This is a genomic window from Pseudolysinimonas sp. (assembly GCF_057350545.1).
On the sequence record NZ_JBMRCP010000081.1, the window covers coordinates 37,488 to 56,316 of the forward strand.

At 70.6% G+C, this 18,829-nt stretch carries 20 protein-coding genes; 9 read left to right on the forward strand and 11 right to left on the reverse strand.

The window, feature by feature from the left end:
- Positions 1-11 precede the first annotated feature (11 nt).
- The 3 genes from ACO1X9_RS11810 to ACO1X9_RS11820 all read left to right on the forward strand — a co-directional run bounded on the left by ACO1X9_RS11810 (position 12) and on the right by ACO1X9_RS11820 (position 3,117).
- The gene (locus ACO1X9_RS11810) at positions 12-1,055 is read left to right on the forward strand and encodes a Gfo/Idh/MocA family protein (protein WP_486351036.1); all 1,044 of its coding nucleotides are present in this window, start codon (positions 12-14) and stop codon (positions 1,053-1,055) included.
- 208 nt (positions 1,056-1,263) lie between these two features.
- On the forward strand, positions 1,264-2,478 hold the full coding sequence (locus tag ACO1X9_RS11815; RefSeq protein ID WP_486351037.1) for a glycoside hydrolase family 88 protein: 1,215 nt from the start codon (positions 1,264-1,266) through the stop codon (positions 2,476-2,478).
- Between the two features lie 87 nt (positions 2,479-2,565).
- Complete coding sequence (locus tag ACO1X9_RS11820) at positions 2,566-3,117, forward strand: OsmC family protein (RefSeq protein ID WP_486351038.1); 552 nt, start codon at positions 2,566-2,568, stop codon at positions 3,115-3,117.
- Positions 3,118-3,226: 109 nt separating this feature from the next.
- On the opposite strand, the gene ACO1X9_RS11825 is transcribed toward ACO1X9_RS11820, so the two are convergent.
- The 6 genes from ACO1X9_RS11825 to ACO1X9_RS11850 form a co-directional block, all read right to left on the reverse strand.
- Entirely contained in the window at positions 3,227-4,027 is an 801-nt protein-coding gene (locus ACO1X9_RS11825) for an ABC transporter permease subunit (RefSeq protein WP_486351039.1), read from the reverse strand.
- Entirely contained in the window at positions 4,024-4,974 is a 951-nt protein-coding gene (locus ACO1X9_RS11830; protein WP_486351040.1) for an ABC transporter ATP-binding protein, read from the reverse strand. The genes ACO1X9_RS11825 and ACO1X9_RS11830 overlap by 4 nt, the downstream gene beginning before the upstream one ends.
- Before the next feature lie 40 nt (positions 4,975-5,014).
- On the reverse strand, positions 5,015-5,725 hold the full coding sequence (locus ACO1X9_RS11835) for a TetR/AcrR family transcriptional regulator (protein ID WP_486351041.1): 711 nt from the start codon (positions 5,723-5,725) through the stop codon (positions 5,015-5,017).
- 92 nt (positions 5,726-5,817) lie between these two features.
- Positions 5,818-6,375: a dihydrofolate reductase family protein gene (locus tag ACO1X9_RS11840; protein WP_486351042.1), complete on the reverse strand. Its 558-nt coding sequence runs from the start codon at positions 6,373-6,375 to the stop codon at positions 5,818-5,820.
- Between the two features lie 106 nt (positions 6,376-6,481).
- Positions 6,482-7,510 (reverse strand): RNA polymerase sigma factor, encoded by a 1,029-nt coding sequence (locus tag ACO1X9_RS11845; RefSeq protein ID WP_486351043.1) that lies wholly within the window; start codon positions 7,508-7,510, stop codon positions 6,482-6,484.
- 8 nt (positions 7,511-7,518) lie between these two features.
- Complete coding sequence (locus tag ACO1X9_RS11850; RefSeq protein WP_486351044.1) at positions 7,519-7,902, reverse strand: YciI family protein; 384 nt, start codon at positions 7,900-7,902, stop codon at positions 7,519-7,521.
- Positions 7,903-8,043: 141 nt separating this feature from the next.
- Here ACO1X9_RS11850 and ACO1X9_RS11855 point away from each other — a divergent pair, with 141 nt between their 5' ends.
- Positions 8,044-8,421, forward strand: coding sequence for a DoxX family protein (locus ACO1X9_RS11855; RefSeq protein ID WP_486351045.1), 378 nt, complete (start codon positions 8,044-8,046; stop codon positions 8,419-8,421).
- Between the two features lie 67 nt (positions 8,422-8,488).
- The gene (locus tag ACO1X9_RS11860; RefSeq protein ID WP_486351046.1) at positions 8,489-9,283 is read left to right on the forward strand and encodes an IclR family transcriptional regulator; all 795 of its coding nucleotides are present in this window, start codon (positions 8,489-8,491) and stop codon (positions 9,281-9,283) included.
- Positions 9,284-9,367: 84 nt separating this feature from the next.
- Here the strand turns inward: ACO1X9_RS11860 and ACO1X9_RS11865 are convergent, their stop codons facing one another.
- The 5 genes from ACO1X9_RS11865 to ACO1X9_RS11885 form a co-directional block, all read right to left on the reverse strand.
- Positions 9,368-10,525, reverse strand: a complete 1,158-nt coding sequence (locus tag ACO1X9_RS11865) for an acyl-CoA dehydrogenase family protein (protein WP_486351047.1) — start codon at positions 10,523-10,525, stop codon at positions 9,368-9,370.
- Positions 10,522-11,349, reverse strand: coding sequence for an amidohydrolase family protein (locus ACO1X9_RS11870; protein ID WP_486351055.1), 828 nt, complete (start codon positions 11,347-11,349; stop codon positions 10,522-10,524). Before ACO1X9_RS11870 ends, ACO1X9_RS11865 begins: the two co-directional genes overlap by 4 nt.
- Positions 11,350-11,488: 139 nt before the next feature.
- Positions 11,489-13,105: an AMP-binding protein gene (locus ACO1X9_RS11875; RefSeq protein ID WP_486351048.1), complete on the reverse strand. Its 1,617-nt coding sequence runs from the start codon at positions 13,103-13,105 to the stop codon at positions 11,489-11,491.
- A 1-nt stretch (position 13,106) separates the two neighbouring features.
- Positions 13,107-14,018, reverse strand: a complete 912-nt coding sequence (locus tag ACO1X9_RS11880) for an SDR family NAD(P)-dependent oxidoreductase (protein ID WP_486351049.1) — start codon at positions 14,016-14,018, stop codon at positions 13,107-13,109.
- Positions 14,015-14,479 carry a MaoC family dehydratase gene (locus ACO1X9_RS11885; RefSeq protein WP_486351050.1) on the reverse strand — a complete coding sequence of 155 codons (465 nt, stop codon included), beginning with the start codon at positions 14,477-14,479 and terminating at the stop codon, positions 14,015-14,017. Before ACO1X9_RS11885 ends, ACO1X9_RS11880 begins: the two co-directional genes overlap by 4 nt.
- A 156-nt stretch (positions 14,480-14,635) precedes the next feature.
- Between ACO1X9_RS11885 and ACO1X9_RS11890 the strand changes: the two genes are divergently transcribed.
- From ACO1X9_RS11890 to ACO1X9_RS11905, 4 genes are all read left to right on the forward strand, one after another.
- Positions 14,636-15,736: a hypothetical protein gene (locus tag ACO1X9_RS11890; protein WP_486351051.1), complete on the forward strand. Its 1,101-nt coding sequence runs from the start codon at positions 14,636-14,638 to the stop codon at positions 15,734-15,736.
- A gap of 12 nt (positions 15,737-15,748) precedes the next feature.
- Positions 15,749-17,029, forward strand: a complete 1,281-nt coding sequence (locus ACO1X9_RS11895; RefSeq protein ID WP_486351052.1) for an aconitase X — start codon at positions 15,749-15,751, stop codon at positions 17,027-17,029.
- Positions 17,026-17,496 carry an aconitase X swivel domain-containing protein gene (locus ACO1X9_RS11900; RefSeq protein WP_486351053.1) on the forward strand — a complete coding sequence of 157 codons (471 nt, stop codon included), beginning with the start codon at positions 17,026-17,028 and terminating at the stop codon, positions 17,494-17,496. The genes ACO1X9_RS11895 and ACO1X9_RS11900 overlap by 4 nt, the downstream gene beginning before the upstream one ends.
- 93 nt (positions 17,497-17,589) lie before the next feature.
- Positions 17,590-18,669, forward strand: coding sequence for an ABC transporter substrate-binding protein (locus tag ACO1X9_RS11905; RefSeq protein WP_486351054.1), 1,080 nt, complete (start codon positions 17,590-17,592; stop codon positions 18,667-18,669).
- Positions 18,670-18,829: the final 160 nt, after the last annotated feature.

Below are 18,829 nucleotides of genomic sequence, written 5' to 3' on the forward strand. Positions count from 1 at the left end.
GGAAAAGACCCATGACTGTACGCATCGGTATGCTCGGCGCCGGCTTCATCTCCGACCGGTACCTGGCCGCCCTCGATGATGTGAAGGGCTCCGAAGTCACCGCGATCTTCTCGTCGCGCAAGGAACGTGCCGTCGAACTCGCGTCGCGTCGCGCTCCGGCGGCGACGGCGTATGACGACATGGCGGCGCTCGCCGCGGATCCAGACGTCGATCTCGTCGTGATCGCGCTGCCCAACGAGGTTCACGTCGAGGCGGTGAGGATCGTGGCGGCGGCAGGCAAGGGCGTGATCTGTACGAAGCCTCTCGCCCGCAACGGGAAGGAGGCGCGAGAGATTCTCGCCCTCGTCGAAGACAGTGGCGTGTGGCACGGCTATGCCGAGAACTCGGCGTTCGCGCCGAACCTCGTGAAGGTGTTCGACATGCTCGCGAGCGGATCGGCCGGTCGGCCGCTCACCCTGCGGGCGCGCGAGGCGCACTCGGGGCCGCATGCGCCCCACTTCTGGGATGCCGAGACGGCGGGAGGCGGCGCGCTGCTCGACATGGGTTGCCACATGGTCGAGGTGGCGCGGATCGTGTTCGGCAAGGACAACCCGGTGACCGAAGTCTTCGCCTGGGGGGCCACGCTCCTGCATGCGGACAAGACCTCGGGGGAGGACTCCGCCGTCGCCATCCTCCGGTTCGCCGGGGGTGAGTACGCGACGCTCGAGACGTCGTGGATCGAGAAAGGCGGGATGCAACTCCGGCACGAGATCACGGCATCCGAAGGCCGCTTCGTGACCGACACGATGTCGACCTCGGTGTGGGGCTTCGTCGAGAACCCGGGCGGCTATCTCGTCGAGAAGGCCGACCTGGCGACCGGCTGGGTGTTCCCCGTGCCCGAAGAACCCCGATCCTACGGATTCAGCCAGGAGATGAGGCACTTCGTGCAGTCGTTCGCTTCCGGAAGTCTGCCGAGCGAGAACTTCGCCGACGGCGTCATCGTCAACGAGATTCTCGACGCTTGCTATCGCTCGATCGCGACGGGGAAGTGGGAGTCGGTTGCTGCGTCGCGCTGACGCAGCACGGGGTGGGGGTCACCGAGCCGATCGAGCCGAGGGCTCCGTATCACAGCATCCGGCGGCGGTCGGCACCGCGTACTCGCTAGGTGCGACGACCGGCGCCGGTGCGCTCAGGCTTTTCTGGTCCGACACTCGCGCTCTGGGTCGGCCGCTGCGCCTGCGCGTCACTATCGCCCGTGAACTCTGGGGGACAGCCGACCTCGTCGTGAGGACCCACCGCGGCGAGGTGGGCCGCGCGATGGTCGACCATGTCGACGCCTTCGAGCACGTCGACGTGGGGTTGAGGCCGAGCGAACCTGAAGATCTCGCCGACGGGATCCTGGTGCATCTCGACGGGCGCGAGACGGTCGACGTGTTCGGGGTCGGCGTCGGCGAGAGCGGCTTCTTCGGCCCACGTTTGCTCGACGCAGACTCGCGGTCCGCCGGGACGCGCGCTCGGCTTCTCGACGGGATCGCCTCTCCCGCTTCTCTCCAGGCGTTCGGATGGAAGCTCGGTTGCGTCCTCGATGGGCTTCTCGACTTGGCGGCATCGACGCGAGAGACCCGCTTCGAGCATCGCGCCCGCGCGCACCTCGGCGAGTTCTTCGACGCGCAGGGCGACCTCGCCTACCTGGATCCCTGGGGTCGGGCTGTGAAGGGCGAGATCTACGGCATCGAGGGGCTCCTTCCGCTCGCGGCGGTGGCCCGTCTCGGTGAACCGCGGCGTGCGCTCGAGATGAGCGAGAGATTCCTGCTCGATTACCGTCGCGCCGACGGAGCACTGCGGGACCACGAGATGCTCTCGACAGAAGGGATGTACACGGTCGCCTACCCGCTCGCGCTCATCGGAAGGCTCACCGGCCGCCAAGATCTCGTCGAAGACTCGGCACTCCAGTTGCGGCTCCGCGTTGCCGCGCTGCGCGACGGCGGCATCCTGTTACGGCGCTACGAGGACGGGCGAGTGGAGTTCCGCGACTGGGTGCGTGCCTGGACGTGGTACCTCCTCGGCTTGGCGCGCACGCTGCCGATCCTCGAGGCTGCTGGCCTTGCGATCGACGACCTGCGATCCGAGTTCGTCGAGGTCGCAGAAGCGTCGCGGTCGTGGCGCTCCGAAGACAGGCTCTGGCACACATTCGTCGATGAGAAGGCCACGCCATTCGAGACCTCGGGCTCGGCCGGCATCGCTGCAGCGTGGGCACTCGGCGCACGCGACGAACTCCTGGCGCCGGAATGGGCGAGCGCGGCTGGTGAGAGCCTGGATGCGCTCATCCCGTGCGTCGCCGCGGAGGGGGTGCTGGGAGGGGCGTCCCAAGCAAACAAGGCCGGCGAACGACTGCAGCGTTCGCACTATCGCATCAACTCGCAGGTGGGGACGGGACTCCTCGCGCAGTTGGTCGCCGCAGCCGAGACCGCGGATCCTCGGGGGAGAGGGCGGATGTGACGAAGGTTGTCGGAGTGTTGCGTCACACTCCGACCACCTTCGTCACGATCGTTCCGTGGCCGGGAGCGGGTGCCTAACGTCGCCCGCATGACACTTCTCGACAGCCCCAGCATCCCGTCCTCCACCGCCGCCGAGCGCGCCGAAAGGCTCACCTCTGCGGGCTCCGCGTGGGGCGAGCGGACCGCCGCCGACACGTTCGCCGCGCACCTCACCTATACCGTCCACGGGTCGGGGCGGGGCTCCGTGGCCACCAACGTCCGCGCCGGAAAGCACGAGTTCGTCGTCGACGAGCCCGCCGCGCTCGCCGGCGACGACGTCGCGGCGAGCCCCGTCGAGTACGCCCTCGGGGCGCTCGCCGCGTGCCAGGTCGTCGTCTACCGCCTGTACGCGCAGGCGCTCGGCATCCAGGTCGACGACATCGACGTGAAGGCCGAAGGCGATCTGGATGCGCGCCGCCTGTTCGGCATCGACGAGTCGGTGCGGGCCGGCTTCGGCGCGGTGCGGCTCGACATCGCGATCTCGGGGCCGGAGGCGGCGGAGCGGTACGACGAGTTGCGCGCCGCGGTGGATGCGCATTGCCCGGTGCTCGACCTGTTCGAGAACGCTACGCCTGTCACGACCGTCGTCTCGAAGGTCTGACCGACCCGCTTGCTGTTGGGGGGTTTCGATACGCGTCCGGCTTCGCCGGGCGCTACTCAACCCGCGGGGTGGTGCGCGAAACACGGCACTCACCCCGCGGGGGCGCTACTCAACCCACGATGTCTCGGCGGCGGAGGGCCAAGGCGGCGACGGCGATGAGCACGACGGCGAGACCGCCGAGCAGGCCGAGACCCGCCCAGTCGGCACCGTCGAGCAGCGGACGCCCGTGGTACGCCCACGAGTACGGCGACACCGCGCGCAGCCCCTCCAGGTCTTCCGACTGGTTGGCGAGGGCGTTGAGCACGTACCCGGCGACCGCGACGGCGGCACCGGCTCCGGTCGCGATCGACGCGCGCCCAGTGAGCGCACCCGCGGCGAGGGCGAACGCCGCCGACAGCAGGGTGACCAACACGAGCGAGGCGGATGCCGCCACCACGTGGGCGGGTTCGAGCCCGAGCTCCGATGGCTCGTTCAGCACGAGCACGAGCCCGAGAGCGACGCCGCCGAGCCAGAGCAGCCGCACGAGGATGGCGAGTGCCGACTCGAGGGCGTACTGCACGCGGCTGACGCCGTGGGCGAGGGCGAGCTCGAGACGACCCGACTCTTCGGCGCCGGCGATCGCCGCCGAACCCCATGCGGTCGCCGCGATGGTGAGCAGCAGAAAGCCGATGAGGCCGAAGATCGTGCTCTGCGCGTAGCCCGCGCCGGTCGCGATGTCTTCGAAGCCGAGGGTCTTGGTGAGCTCGGGCGGCATGCTGTCGATGATCTGCTGCATCTGGCCGTTGCCCCCGATGCTCGGGTACAGCGGCAGGTACAGGCTGATCGCGCCGACGATTCCGATCGTCCAGCCGATGAGCGAGCGCCACGAGTCGGCGAGGGAGCGGCGGAACACGGGCAGGGGAGCGCTCATCGCCCGGCCTCCTCGGTGGTCTCGTCCTCGTGGGATGCCGTGCTGCCGCCGTAGAGGCCGAGCACCGACTCCTCGAGGTCGGGTTCTTCGACGGCGAGGTCGACGACCCGGTGTCGCGCGATCTCCTTGACGACGGCGTCGATATCGCCGTTCACCGTCGCGGTGAGCCGCACGACCTCGCCGGCCGCGACGACGTCGAGGTCGCGCAGGTGGGCGAGCTTCCCGAGCGCGGTGCGGACGGCATCCACGGTCGTGTCGGCGAGACCGGCGCGCACCCGGCGGATGCTCGCGAGCCGCAGCGACTCGACGGCCCCCTCGGCGACGACACGTCCCGCGCTCAGCACGGCCACGGCATCCGCGGTCTGTTGGATCTCGCTCAGCACGTGCGACGACAGCAGCACCGTCTGACCGTTGTCGCGAGCCTCGCGCACCATCGTGAGGAACTCGCGCTGCACGAGCGGGTCGAGCCCCGACGTCGGCTCGTCGAGTACGAGCAGTTCGGGGGTGTGCATGAACGCCTGCACGAGCCCGAGCTTCTGCTTGTTGCCCTTCGAGAGCGTGCGCACGGGCCGGCTCAGGTCGAGCCCGAGGCGCTCCGCGAGCGCGTCGATCGCGCCGGGCTTCACGGGTCCGGAGATGTCGGCGTAGTGGTTCAGCAGCGCGCGTCCCTTCACCCGCCCCTCGAGGCGCAGCTCGCCGGGGACGAACCCGATGCGTCGGCGCAGGGCCGGTCCGCCCGTGCGCGGGTCGGCGCCGAGCACGCGAGCCGTGCCCGAGGTGGGGCGGATGATGTCGAGCAGCATCCTGAGGGTGGTGGTCTTGCCGGCGCCGTTCGGGCCGATGAGACCGAACACGGTGCCGGGTTCGATCGTGAGGTCGAGCCCGTGGAGGGCGGTGCGGGAGCCGTAGCGTTTGCTCAGCTCCGAGGTGCGGATGGCAGGGGTCATTGCCCATGCTCCTTTCGGATGGATGGTGTGGTGAAGAAGGTCAGGATGCCGACGCCGCGGGCGGGTCGGGATCCTGGTTCGGGTCGTTGTCGCCCTTGTCGGAGCGCGGTACCTGGGTGCGCTCGAGCGCTTCGCGGGCGGCGAGCAGGTAGCGGTCGTCGGCGTATAAGCCGTGCGTGTAGAGGTCGAGGATCGGCAGCGTGGAGCGGCGGATGACCTCGCGCGTCATGCCCTCGGCGCCCATCCGTCGGCCGAGCTGGCGCCCGAGGATGATCGGGGCGATCCCGTGCACCGTGAGATACAGCGCGATCGTCTCGGGATCGTCGGTCTGCCGCATGATCCCCGCCGCGACCTGCTCGCGGATCATGGCCGACGTGCTGTCCACGAGCAGGTCGAAGAGGCGGTCGGCACCCGGGCTGTCATCGGTGAGCATCCGCGCCATGTAGTCGAGTTCGGGCCGGAACTGGTCGACATCGGCGAGCCAGCGCTGCATCGCGCTGACGCTCGACGCGCGATCGCCCGCGAGTTCGCCCTTGCGATCCATGAAGGCGTCGACGATGTGGGCGTCGCAGGCGTCGCGCAGCCCGTCCTTCGATCCGAAGTGGTGCAGCACGAGGGCCGGGCTCACCGCGGCCTCGGCGGCCACGGCCCGCACCGTCGTCGCGGCGAAGCCGTCGCGTCCGAAGAGCAGCACGGCGGCGTCACGGATGCGCGCACGCGTCGTCACATCGTCGACGCTGGTTGAACGCATGTTCAGCATCCTAAACACTTGTTCAAGGTGGGCGCAATGATCGTGCGCGCTGGGTCTCGACACGCGGCCTCGGCCGCTACTCGACCACCGAGTCAGCGCACGCGGTAGGCGAGGTAGACCATCCCGTTGCCGAAGCGACGCTCGTCGAACAGCTCGAGGTCGAGCCGCAGGCCGTCGGCGAGGAACCGCGTGCCGCCGCCGACGATCGCCGGCGCGACGAGGACGTGCACCTCGTCGAGCACGCCGGCGCGCGCCGCCATCGACGCGAGCTCACCGCCGCCGATCGAGATCGGGTGGTCGAGGGATGCCTTCAGCCCACGCACCTCGTCGACGTCGAAGTCGCTGCGCAGCTCGGTGCGTTTCGCCGTCACCTCGGTGAGGGTGCGGGAGTAGACGATCTTGTCGGTGTGCGCCCACTGATCGGCGAACTCGCGCTCGGCGGCGTCCATCTCGTCGGTCGACTGCTCGTCCCAGTAGGTCATGATCTCGTACGTCTTGCGACCGAGAAGCTGGGTCTTCGACGACGCGAACAGCTGATTCACGAAGGTGTGCACGGCGGTGTCGGGGTAGCCCCACTCCCACGTGCCGTCGGGCCCGGCGATGTAGCCGTCGAGGGACGCGGTGTTGAAGTAGACGAGCTTCGACGACATCCCGTCAGTCAAGCGGGACGCGAGGCTCGCGTCGAGGGTCTCGACACGCGGCCTCGCCGCTACTCGGCCGCGGTTTCGATACGCGTGCCGCTGCGCGGCGCGCTACTCAACCCGCGAGGGCGGCGGCGAGGGCGCGGCGGGCGCCTTCGGTGGGGTGGAGGGCGACGAGGCCGCGGTAGAGCTTCACGAGGGCGTCGCGGTCGACGACGCCGGTGCGGGCGCGATCGCAGTGCACCGACTGGATGGCGGCCTCGAGCTGGAACCGGCCCAGCGGCATCCCGAATCCGGCGGCCCGCCGCAGCAGTGCCTCGCCCTCCGCGATGAGCTCGCGCGACCACAGGGAGGTGTCCTGCTCGTCGAGGGGCGGCCACGGGTCGCCGACGCGCGCCGGTGCCCGGGACTGCGCGAGCGTCAGCAGCGCGGCGAGCCCCCACGCCTCGGGTTCGGACTCGAGCAGGGTGGCGAGCAGCACGGCGAGCCAGCGCGCCTCATCGGCGACCGTCATCCGGATGTCATCGGCGGGGGCGAGCCAGTCGATCGCGTAGGCGCCGTAGATCGCCTCGAGCACGGCGGGCAGCCGGGCCGGCAGGTCGGCGCGCGTCGGCACGGCGAACGGGATGCCGGCATCCCTCACCTTGCGCTTGGCGCGCACGAGTCGCTGCGCCATCGCCGCAGGTTCCACCGCGAACGCCTCCGCGATGCGCGCGGCGTCGAAACCGAGCACCACCTGCAGCATGAGGGGCGTGCGGATGCCGGCATCGATCGCCGGATGCGCGCACGCGAACAGCAGCGCGAGCCGCTGGTCCGGGATGCCGTCGGCCCCCTCGGCCAGGCGCGCGACATCCACCCCGCCGACGATCTCCCGGGCCTCGTCGAGCACGGTGCCGGTGCGGTGCGCCGACGACTTGAGCACGTCGCGTTGACGGTTGCGGGCCACGGTGAGCAACCATCCCTCCGGGTTGTCGGGGATGCCCGACGTCGGCCAGGTGCGGAGCGCCTGCTCGAACGCGTCGGCGAGGGCGTCCTCGGCGAGGGCGAGGTCGCGGGTCGGCGCCGCGAGCAGCGCCACGAGGCGGCCGTACGAGTCCCGCGCGGCGCGCTCGGCGGCGGCACGGGACTCGTCGGCGTCGGTCATGTGGATGCTCAGTGGTGCGGGTAGCTCGTCCACGCGCCGTTCGCGAAATGCGTCGCGCCGGGGCGGATCTCGACGTGGCCGTAGTACGCCGACGGTGCCCGCTGCGCCCAGGTGAGGGCAGCATCCAGGTCGGCGACGTCGATGACGAAGGTGCCGCCGAGCTGCTCCTTCGTGTCGGCGAACGGGCCGTCCTGCACGACGAGGTCGCCGGACGCGAGCGTGATCGTCGTCGTCGAGCTCGACGGGGCGAGCACCTCGGCCGAGAGCAGCACGCCCGCGGCGTCGAGCGCCTTCGCGTACTCGTCGAACGCGCGCATCCCCTCGGCGAGGGCCTCCTCGCCCAGCTCGGCGGCGCTCATCTCGGGGTAGTGCAGCAGCAGCGTGTAACGCATGGTGTCATCCTTCCTGGTCGTGATCGTCTGACACAGAGGTGACGAGCGAGGTCCCGCCCGATCGACATGGGTTTCGATACGCGTGCCGCTGCGCGGCGCGCTACTCAACCCGCGGTGAGGCCCGGGTCTAGCGTGTGCACCATGATCGTCGTCTACTTCATCCTCGCCGGACTGCTCGCCGTGCTCTCCCTCGCCACGGGGCTCATGAAGCTCGTGCGGCCGAAGGAGAAGCTGCTCGAGATGGGGGCGCCGTTCGCGTGGGCGAACGACTTCACGCAACTGCAGATCCGGGGGATCGGGGCGCTCGAGGTGCTCGGAGCGCTCGGCGTCGTGGTGCCGATGGCGACAGGCCTCGCGCCCGTGCTCTCGCCGATCGCCGCCGTCGGGATCGCCCTGCTGCAGGCCGGCGCATTCGTCGTGCACGCCCGCCGCGGCGAGAAGCCGTACCTGAACATGGGACTCTTCGCGCTCGCCGGTGCCGTCGCCGTGCTCGGTTTCTTCGTGCTCGCGGGAGCCTGACTCCCCAAGCGGGACGCAGAGCGTACGCCTGGTTGACAGTGCGTACACGCGGAGTAGCGTGACGAACATGACGATGGCGTCGGTCAAGGTCCTCGATTCCGAAGCGAACTCACGCTCGGTGGTCGATCGCGCACTCTCGATCCTGGGCACGTTCCAGGGCAACCGATCTCGACAGGCGCTCTCCGACATCAGCCGCAACAGCGGGCTGCCGATCGCGACCTGCTACCGCATCGTGCAACGCCTCGTCGAATGGGGAGCGCTCGAGCGCGACGGCGAGAACCGCTACCGCATCGGGCTGCGACTCTGGGAGGTGGCGTCCCGTGCGCCGCGCTCCGTCGGACTCCAGCGCATCGCCCGGCCGTACCTGCTCGACCTCTACGAGACGACCGGGTACGCCGCCCACCTCGCCATCCGCGAAGGCACCGAGCTCGTGTCGATCGAACGCTTCTGCAATCCCCGTCGCAGCGTGCGACGCCCCGTCATGGGCGGTCGCTACCAGCTGCACGTGACGGCGATCGGGCAGGTGCTGCTCGCGCACGCGCCCGACGACGTCCGCGAAGAGGTGCTCAGCGGGCCGCTGACGGCCTACACCCCGAAGACCTACACCGATCGCGCGACCCTCGAGCGCGTGCTCGCCGACATCCGCCGCACCGGCTACGCGGTGAGCGACCGCCAGGTGGATGCCGCCCACGTCGGCGTCGCGGCGCCGATCCGCGGGATGGACGGCCGCGTCGTCGCCGCCGTCTCCGTCGCGCTCACCGATGGCGACCCGCATGTGAAGGGCATGATCGACATCGTGCGCATCACCGCGACCTCGGTGTCGCGAGCGCTCACCGCCGCCGGCTTCGACGCGGCGTCGTAGGGGTCTCGACACGCCGCCTTCGGCGGCTACTCGACCACCGAGTGCCGACACGCCGCCTTCGGCGGCTACTCGACCACCGAGTGCTCAGCGGGTGAAGGCGGAGTGGCCCGTGATCGCCCGGCCGACGATGAGCGAGTTCATCTCGTGGGTGCCCTCGTAGGTGTAGACCGCCTCGGCGTCGGCGAAGTACCGCGCGACGTCGTGCTGCACGCGGATGCCCTCGGCACCGGCGATCTCGCGACCGAGGGCGACCGTCTCGCGCACGCGGTCGGCCGCCCACGACTTCGCCATCGCGGCGACCGCATCCGTGAGCTCACCGCGGCCCTTGAGGTCGGTGAGCCGCACGGCGAGGGCGAGCGTCGCCGAGGCGTTGCCGAGCATGCGGGCGAGCTTCTCCTGCACGAGCTGGAACCCCGCGATCGGCCGCCCGAACTGCTCGCGCGCGAGGGCATAGCGCAGCGCCGCCTCGTACGCGCCGGTCTGCATGCCCGCGGCGTTCCAGCCGACGACGTACCGCAGCTGCGCGAGGATGCGCGAGACGTCGCGGAACGAGTCGATGCGTTGCAGCCGCGCCGATTCGGGCACGCGCACGCCGTCGAGCCGGATGTCGCCGTTGCGCACCATGCGCAGCGCGATCTTGCCGCGGATGTCGTCGATCGTCACCCCGGGCGCGGTGCGCGGCACGACGAAGATCTTCGCCGCGCCGTCGGCGGCATCCTTCGCCACGACGAGCAGCACGTCGGCGATCGCGGCGTTGCCGTTCCAGCGCTTGTGACCCGAGATCACCCAGTCGTCGCCGTCGCGCGTGGCGACGGTCTCCATGCCCGCGGCGACGTCCGACCCGTGCCCCGGCTCGGTGAGCGCGAAACACCCGGTGAGCGTGAACGAGCGGATGTCGGCATCCATCGCCTGCACCTGCTCGGGCGACCCGCCCTCGCGCACGACCGTGCGGAACATGCCCGCCTGGCCCCCGTAGAGCACCGCGATCGACGAATCGAAACGCGAGAACTCGAAGTGCTTGAACCCCGTGTAGTAGTCGCTCGCGCCGTCGAGCTCGAGGTCGAGGTCGACGAGCAGCGGGCGGAGGTGCTCGGGGCAGTGGGCGTCCTCCCACCAGTCGGCGAGGTGCGGCCGCGCGTGCTCCTCGAGGGTGTCGCGCAGCGCCTGCAGCTTCGCGCGTTCGGCGTCGGTGAGCAGCTCGGCGTAGTAGCCGAGCACGTCGGTGGGAGGTTCGCCGGTCACAGGCCCAAGAGTCTCACGGCGTTGTCCTTGAGGATCGCCTGCGTGGCGTCCTCGGGGAACTCGAGCGCGGCGAAGTCGTCGAGCCACCGCTCCGGCGTCAGCGCCGGGAAGTCGGAGCCGAAGAGCATCTTGTCGTTGAGGTAGGTGCGGGCGGCGCGCACGAGGTTCGGCGCGAAGTACTTCGCCGACCAGCCCGACAGGTCGATCCACGCGTTGCCCTTGTGGGTCGCGACCGAGATCGCCTCGTCCTGCCACGGCACGCTCGGGTGCGCCATGATCACCTGCAGGTCGGGATGCCGCGCCGCCACGTCGTCGAGCAGCATCGGATTCGACAGCGAGAGCCGGAACCCCCAGCCGCCCGGGAGCCGCGCACCGGCGCCCGTCTGCCCGGTGTGCACGAGCACCGGAAGGCCGAGCTCCTCGATGCATGCCCAGAGCGGAATGTATGCCGGGTCGGACGGGTCGAATGCCTGCACCGACGGGTGGAACTTGAACCCGCGCACCCCGAGCGCCGCCTGTCGTCGCGCCTCGTCGACGGCCGCGGCGCCCTGGAGCGGGTCGACGCTGCCGAACGGGATGAGCACGTCGGCGTGACGGAGCGCTCCCTCGACGATCTCGTCGACGCTGTTGGGCGCGTGCCCGAGATTCGTCGTCGCGTCGACCGTGAACACGACCGCCGCGATCCCGCGCTCGCGGTAGTACTGGGCGGTCTCGTCGACGGTGAGCGGCTCCTGGGTGCTCTTGAAGTACGCCGCGAGGGCCTCGCGGAGGGCGGGTGGCGACGCCGTGCGTCCCGTGGAGTCGATCGACACGTGCACGTGCATGTCGATCGCGCGCACCGCCGCGGGGTCGAAGGTCACGAGGTCACCTTTCTCTCGGTGGTCGAGTAGCGCCGGAGGCGCGTGTCGAGACCGAGCGCGGGGGTCTCGACACGCGGGCTCCGCCCGCTACTCGACCACCGAATCACGAGACTGCTCCCTGCAGCTCGCGGAGGGCATCCTCTTTCACTCGGGCGAGCTCGACCTTGCCGGTCGGCGTGCGCTCGAGGCTCGGCCGCACGAACAGGTGGCGCGGCTTCTTGAACCCGGCGAGCCGCTCGGCGACGAAAGCCAGCACCGCGTCGCGGTCGATCTCGCGGCCGTCGGCCGGGGCGACTGTCGCGCTGACGACCTCGCCGAACCGCGGATCCGGCAGCCCGAACACGACGGCATCGGCGACATCGGGATGCGCGAGCAGCGCCTCCTCGACCTCGGCCGGGAACACCTTCTCGCCTCCCGTGTTGACGACGGCGGAGAGCCGCCCGAGCAGCTCGATCGTGCCGTCGCCGTTCGCGCGCGCCCAGTCGCCGGGAACGATGTAGCGGTGCTCGCCGATCTCGAGGAACGTCTCGGCGGTCTTCTGCGGGTCGCCGTAGTAGCCGCGGGGGAGGATGCCGCGGAAGCCGAGGATGCCGAGGGTTCCGGCCGTGGGCTCGAGCTCGCGGTGCTCCTCGTCGAGCAGCACGGCGCCCGGCGTGAGCTGCAGCGGTGCGGGGATGTCGGCGGCGGAGCGTGAGACACCGAGCGCGAACGGGCCGCCCTCGCTCGCGGCGAGCATGTCGATGATCGTGAGGTCGCCGAGCGCGTGCAGGCGCCGCTTCACGGGATCGGTGAACCGCATGCCGGAACTGTAGATCCAGCGCACGGTCGGCAGGCCGCCGGACGCCTCCGCGACGTCGGCCAGGGGGAGGGCGAGGGCGTCGCCCGCGACGATGACGCGCGTCACGCGGTGCTCGAGGATGAGGCGGTAGGCGTCGCCGACGTCGACGCTCGCGCTCGGCTGCAGCACGACGGTGCCGCCGACGGCGAGGGTGCCGAGCGTCATCGACTGCGCCGTTCCGTGCAGCAGCGGGCTCATCGGCAAGGTGACGGTCGGGGGCGTCGCCGGGTCGACGGCGATCGCGACGGCGTCCGCGAGCGTCTCGGGAGGCGTCAGGCCGATGAGACCCCACGTCGACGCACGTCGCGCGACGAGGAGGCTGTCGAGATCCCAGACGACGGCTTTCGGAGCACCCGTCGTGCCGCCCGTGTAGAGGCGCAGGTCGCCACCCGCCGGAGCAGCGACGGGCAGCTCGCCGCCGGCCGCGACGACGTCGGCGTAGCGCGTCGCGCCGGGTACGGCGGGCCCGCCGTCGTCGACGACGACGAGCTCGACGTCGAGACCCTCGGCGGCCTCGGCGGCGATCGCGCCGAGCGACGCCGGCACGAGGAAGACCCGCGCGTCGGAGTCGAGCAGGAGCGCCCGCACCTCGGCCGCGCGATAGCGGTAGTTGAGGGCGACGGGAGCGACGCCGAGACCGAAGCACGCCCACATGAAGGCGAGGAACTCGGGCCGGTTGTAGAGCAGCGTGGCCGCGGCATCCCCGACGCTGAGCCCGCGATCGGCGAGGTGCCGCGCGAGCGCCCCCGCTTCCGCCGCGAGACGCCCCCAGCTGAGCGTGTCGTCGCCCGCGACGATCGCGGGCCGATGGGGCACGGCCCCGGCGATGCCCTGCCAGAGGTCGGAGTAGTGGATGCGTTCCGGCTGGGTGTCGTCCGTCATGTCAGCCCGCCCGTCGCGACGGCGGGCCCGACTGCTGCGCGCTCGCCGCGAACGTCGTCCGCCATGCGGCGCCGATGCCGTCGGCCGACCAGCCGCCGTCGGCGTAGTCCGTCGCGATGACCTCGGGGTGCGAGAACAGCGTGAGCCGGTCGCCGCCGATCCCGATCGCCTGACCCGTCACGTCGGCGGAGTCGTCGGAGGCGAGCCACACGATGAGCGGGGCGACATCGTCGGGGCTGCCGAGGCCGCGGCCGTGGCGCAGCTCGTGCGGGATCGGGTCGCCGGCGCGGAAGCGCTCGTAGGCCTCCGCGAGGTCGGGGATCGTCGCGGTCATCGGGGAGAGCGCCACCGGGATGACGGCGTTCGCGGTGATGCGGTCTCGCGCGAGCTCGAGCGACCAGGTGCGGGCCATCGCGACGAGACCCGCCTTGACGGCCGCGTAGTTCGTCTGGCCGAAGCTGCCGTATTGGCCCGCGGGCGAGCCGATGACGACGATGCGGCCGCCGTCGCCCTGCTCCTTCATGCGGATCGCCGCCGCGCGGCCGGTCGTGAAGGTTCCCCGCAGGTGGGTCGCGACGACGGCGTCGAAGTCGTCGTCGCCCATCTTCCACAGCACCTTGTCGCGCAGCACGCCCGCGTTCGCGACGAGCACGTCGAGCCGGCCGAAGGCGGAGACCGCGTCGGCTACGAGCTGCTCGGCCGTGGCGCTCGGGCCGACGGGGCCGATCGTGGCGATCGCCCGTCCGCCGCGCGCCTCGATCTCGGCGACGGTGCTCGTGGCGGCCGCGGCATCCACGTCGTTGACCACGACGGAGCCCCCCGCGTCGGCGATCGCGAGCGCGTAGGCCCGCCCCAGACCGCCGCCGGAGCCGGTGACGATCGCGACCTTGCCCTCGAGCCGCGTCCCGGTCATCGGTAGTGCCTCAGCACGAGCTCGGCCACGACGGCGGGCTTCTCCGAGCCCTCCGTCTCGAACACGAGCGCGAGGGTCACCTGGTAGCCGCCCGGGACCTCCTCGACCTCGGCGACCGTGCCGCGCACGCGTACATTCGCGCCGGACCGCACGGGGGAGGGGAAGCGGATCCTGTTGAAGCCGTAGACGATGCCGGTCGAGGTGCCCGCCACCTTGTAGATCTCGCGCAGGTGCGGCACGACCATGCTGAGCGTCAGCATCCCGTGGGCGATGCGGCCTCCGAACGGTGAGCGCGCGGCGGCCTCGGCATCCACGTGGATGGGATTGTCGTCGCCCGAGAGTTGCGCGTAGAGGTCGATGTCCTCTTGCGGGATCGGTCGCCAGGTCGACGGCCCGAACGCGGTGCCCTTGAGCGAGGCCACCTCGTCGATCGTCGTGTGGGCGTATGCGGTGTCTGTCATCGGAAGGCTTCCTTGCCGGGATCAATGCTTCCGTATCCTGCCGGTGTCGGCTCGCCGACGACGCGCGGCTTTTCGGAGGGTGAAATCGCCGGCGCGGGCCTCAGACACCCCGTGTCATCGTCGCAAGCGGCATCCCGACGAAGGAGTGAGTGCGACATGACGGTGACAGAGGCGACGGCGCCCGAGGTCGAGGTGGCGGGCATCCGCGAGACGCTCGAGTACTACTTCGACCAGGAGTGGACCGACGGCCTGCCGGTCGTGCCGGTCACCGAGTCGGTCCTCGCGGAGTTCCTCGCGGCCGTCGATCGCGACCCAGACGAGGTGCTGTTCACGATCCCGCACCTCAACCGCTCGCTCACCGTGCGCACCGCCGCGATCAACGCCGCGCTCGCCGGCTGCAAGGCCGAGTACCTCCCGGTCGTGCTCGCCGCGTGGGAGGCGATCGCCCTCGAGCCGCACCCGGCGCGCGGCATCTGGCAGTCGACCACGGGCACCGCGCCGTTCCTCGTCGTCAACGGCCCGATCCGCACCGCGATCGAGCTCAACAGCACCGGCAACATCTTCGGCTCGGGCCACCGCGCGAACGCGACCATCGGGCGGGCCATCCGCCTCGGCTGCATCAACGTCTTCGGCCTGCACCCGCACAAGCTCGACCAGGCCACGCAGGGCAACCCCTCGAAGTTCTCGGCCGCCTTCGGCGAGAACGAGGAGCAGAGCCCATGGCCGTCGTTCGCCGTCGAGCACGGCCACGCGGCCGACGAGAGCGTCGTGACGGCGTTCGTCATCCGCTCGGTCGTGCACATCGAGGCCCGGCACACGATGACTCCCGAGCAGCTCGCTCTCGACTTCGTCGACACGATCGCCCGCTCGGGTGCGCTCATCCACGAGTACACGTCGACCCTGCTCGTGCTCACCCCCGAGCACGCCGCCCTCTTCGCGGGCGCGGGCTGGAGCAAGGACGACCTGCGGAACTTCATCTTCGACAACGCGACCCGCTCACGCGCCGACCTCGCGCGCGTCGGCAAGGACGCACTCTCGAACAAGACGCGCTGGCGCCTGGCGTCGAGCCACCCCGACTCGACGCCCGACACCGCGAGCAGTTCCGACGCGCCCGACGTCGTGCGTGTGCTGAGTCACCCGTCGAGCGTGCAGATCGTGGTCGCGGGTGCCGACAATGCGGGAGTCTCCGCCGTCGTCGAGGTGTTCACGCTGAACCCGCCGCGGCCGATCCCGTTCTCGCAGTCGAAGGTGCGGTAGCCGGCAGGCATCATGCGCCTCACCGACGAGGAGAAGCGGATGCGCGACGGCGCCGAGGGTGGTGCCGTCGCCGCCGCGATGGACCTGCTCGTGCGCTACGGCGAGGCGCTCGGCGCCGAGCGCCTCGTCGAGACGCGCAACGTCGCCGGCACGATGACGCAGCCGTCACCCGCGAAGGCGCAGCTCGTGCGCGAGGGCGGCTGGGCGAAGGCGTACGCCGTCATCAACCTCGACTCCGACGAGGAGTTCGACATCCCGCGGATGAAGGTGCCGACGTGTCAGCTGCAGCACGGGTTCTCCGATGATGCCGACGGCCTGACGGGGTACGCGAAGCAGTCGATCGAGCTACAGGGCGACGCGGAGTCGTACTTCTCGGAGCGGGGCGTCAACATCCTCGCGACCTGCACGCCGTACCAGGTCGGCAACCTGCCCGTCCGCGGCGAGCACTGCGCCTGGATGGAGTCCTCGGCGGTCGTGTACGCCAACTCGGTGCTCGGGGCCCGCACCAACTGCGAGGGCGGCGCCTCCACGGGTGCCGCGGGCCTGACGGGGAAGATCCCGTACTGGGGGCTCCACCTGCCCGAGAACCGGCTCGCGACCCACGTCGTCCGCGCCGACACCCGCGTCGAGACCTTCCAGGACTGGGGGATGTTCGGCTACTTCGTCGGCGAGGCCGTTCAGGAGGCCCGGCCCGCGGTGATCGGCGACCTCGCGCAGCCCGATCTCACCGACCTCAAGCACTTCGGGGCGGCGACGGCGACGTCGGGCGGGGTCGAGCTCTACCACCTGCCGGGCATCACCCCCGAGGCGCCGACCCTCGAGGCGGCGTTCGACGGCGGAGCGATCCCGGAGCCGATCGTCTACGGCGCCGCCGAGCGGCGCTGGGTGTACGAGACCCTCAACGCGCAGGGCTCGAGCACCGACGTCGACTTCATCCTGCTCGGCTGCCCGCACGCGTCCCTCGACCAGCTCGCGCAGATCGCCTATCGGCTCGAGGGTCGACGGCTGCACGAGAGCGTGCAGCTCTGGGTGATGACGCCGCGCGCGCTCGCCTCGATGTCGGCGCGCAACGGGTACACGCGCGCGATCACCCGGGCCGGCGGCTATGTTCTCACCGACTCGTGCCCGGCGATGTCGAAGGCGGCGCCGCCCGGCACGAAGGTGTTCGCGACCGACTCGGCGAAGCAGGCGCACTACCTCCCCGCCATCCTGGGCATCGAGGCCTGGTTCGGCACGCTCGACGAATGCCTGGATGCCGCGGTCACCGGCCGCTGGACGGGCGGGCTGGCATGAGCTCGACCGACGATCGCACCGGCCTCGTGCTGCGCGGCCGCGGAATCGTGCCCGGCGTCGTCGAGGCGGAGGCGCTCGTGACGCGCGACCCGATCTCGGGGTTCGGCGGCATCGACGTGGCCACCGGCACCGTCATCGAGCCGCGTCACGAGTTGTTCGGCGTGTGCTTCACCGGCAAAGTGCTCGTCTTCCCGGGCGCGAAGGGCTCCTCGGGGTGGTCGGGCTTCTTCCAGAGCACGCGGCTCATGGGCACGGCGCCCGCCGCGTTCGTCTTCGACGTCGTCACGACGAAGGCGGTGCTCGGGGCGATCGTCACCCGCATCCCGACCGTCGTCGAGGCGTTCCCGGCTCCGCTCGACGTCGTCCGCACGGGCGATCTGGTGCGCGTCGACGGTGATTCGGGCACGGTCACGGTGCTCAAAACCACTATGCACGTAGGGTTGAGGGGCAGCGCTTTCAGCGAGTGAAAAGAGCCGTAGGCGACCTGGGCACCCGTCGGCAGACTCAAGGAACCGTCCGCGAAGACGCGGCGGGCGGATCACCCCGACATAGGAGTCGACATGGTCACAGCAGTGAAGAGTTCCTCCACACGCCTGCGATTCGGCGCGGCTGCGCTCGCCGCGGCGACCGCCCTCGCCCTCGCGGGCTGCACCGGCGACACGACGGGTCCGGACGGCGACGGCGACACGCCGGCCGACCTCACCGACATCGTCGTCGTCTCGTTCCTTCCGCTCCAGTCGTTCACCTTCACCCCGGAGATGTACGCCTACTCGTCGGGCATCTTCGAAGAGCACGGCCTCGACGTGCAGCTGCAGCCCGTGCAGGGCACCTCCGCCGCCATCCAGACCCTCCTCGGCGGCGCGACGCCGATCACGCGCGTGAGCACCGTCGATGTCATGCCGGGCATGGAGTCGGGGCAGCCGATCGTCGCGATCGGCACCCAGGCCTACCGCTCCAACCTCCGCATCATCTCGACCGAGGGCAACGCCATCGAGTCCGCGGAGGACATGGAGGGCAAGACCATCGGCATGGGTTCCGTCGGCGGCACGAGCGAGAAGATGCTCAACTTCGCGCTCGACGACGCCGGTGTGCCGCGTGACTCGGTCACCCGCCAGGCTGTTCCGGTCACCGCGGCGACGTACGAGCTCGTCAAGCAGGGCCAACTCGACGGCTACATCGTGAGCCTCGACACCTCGATCGGCATCGTCAACCAGAACGACGACGCCGTCTCGAGCCCCGCCGGTCTCGTCGACGCACCCGAGCGCCAGGTCTGGATCACCACCCAGGCGAACCTCGAGAACGAGCAGCGGGTCGACGAGATCGAGCGCTTCCTCGCCGCCATCAAGGAGGCGACGCAGGAGATCATCGACGACGCCGAGAACGACTTCGCGAACGTGCTCTCGACGCTGCGCGACAGCGGCGACTGGGAGTTCGCGGCCCTCGCCGACGACGCGATCGCGATCGAGGCGCTCACGACCTACACGACCGAGACCTGGATCGACTCGACGGGCGCCGTGGGCCTCCTCGAGAACGACGAAGAGTACTGGCAGACCATCTACGACGCGTACGTCGACGGCGGCCTGCTCGACGGCGGCGCCGACCCCGGGCAGTGGATCACGAGCGACCTGCTCCCGCAGTGACATCCGGTGGCGGCCCCGCGATCCGGGGCCGTCACCACCCCACCACCACACGAGAGACAAAGTCCGCATGAGCAACGAGACCCTGACCTCCCCGCCCGCCACCGCCACCGGCGGCGAGACCCCCCGGCTGCGCATCCAGGGGGTCGGGCGCGACTTCCAC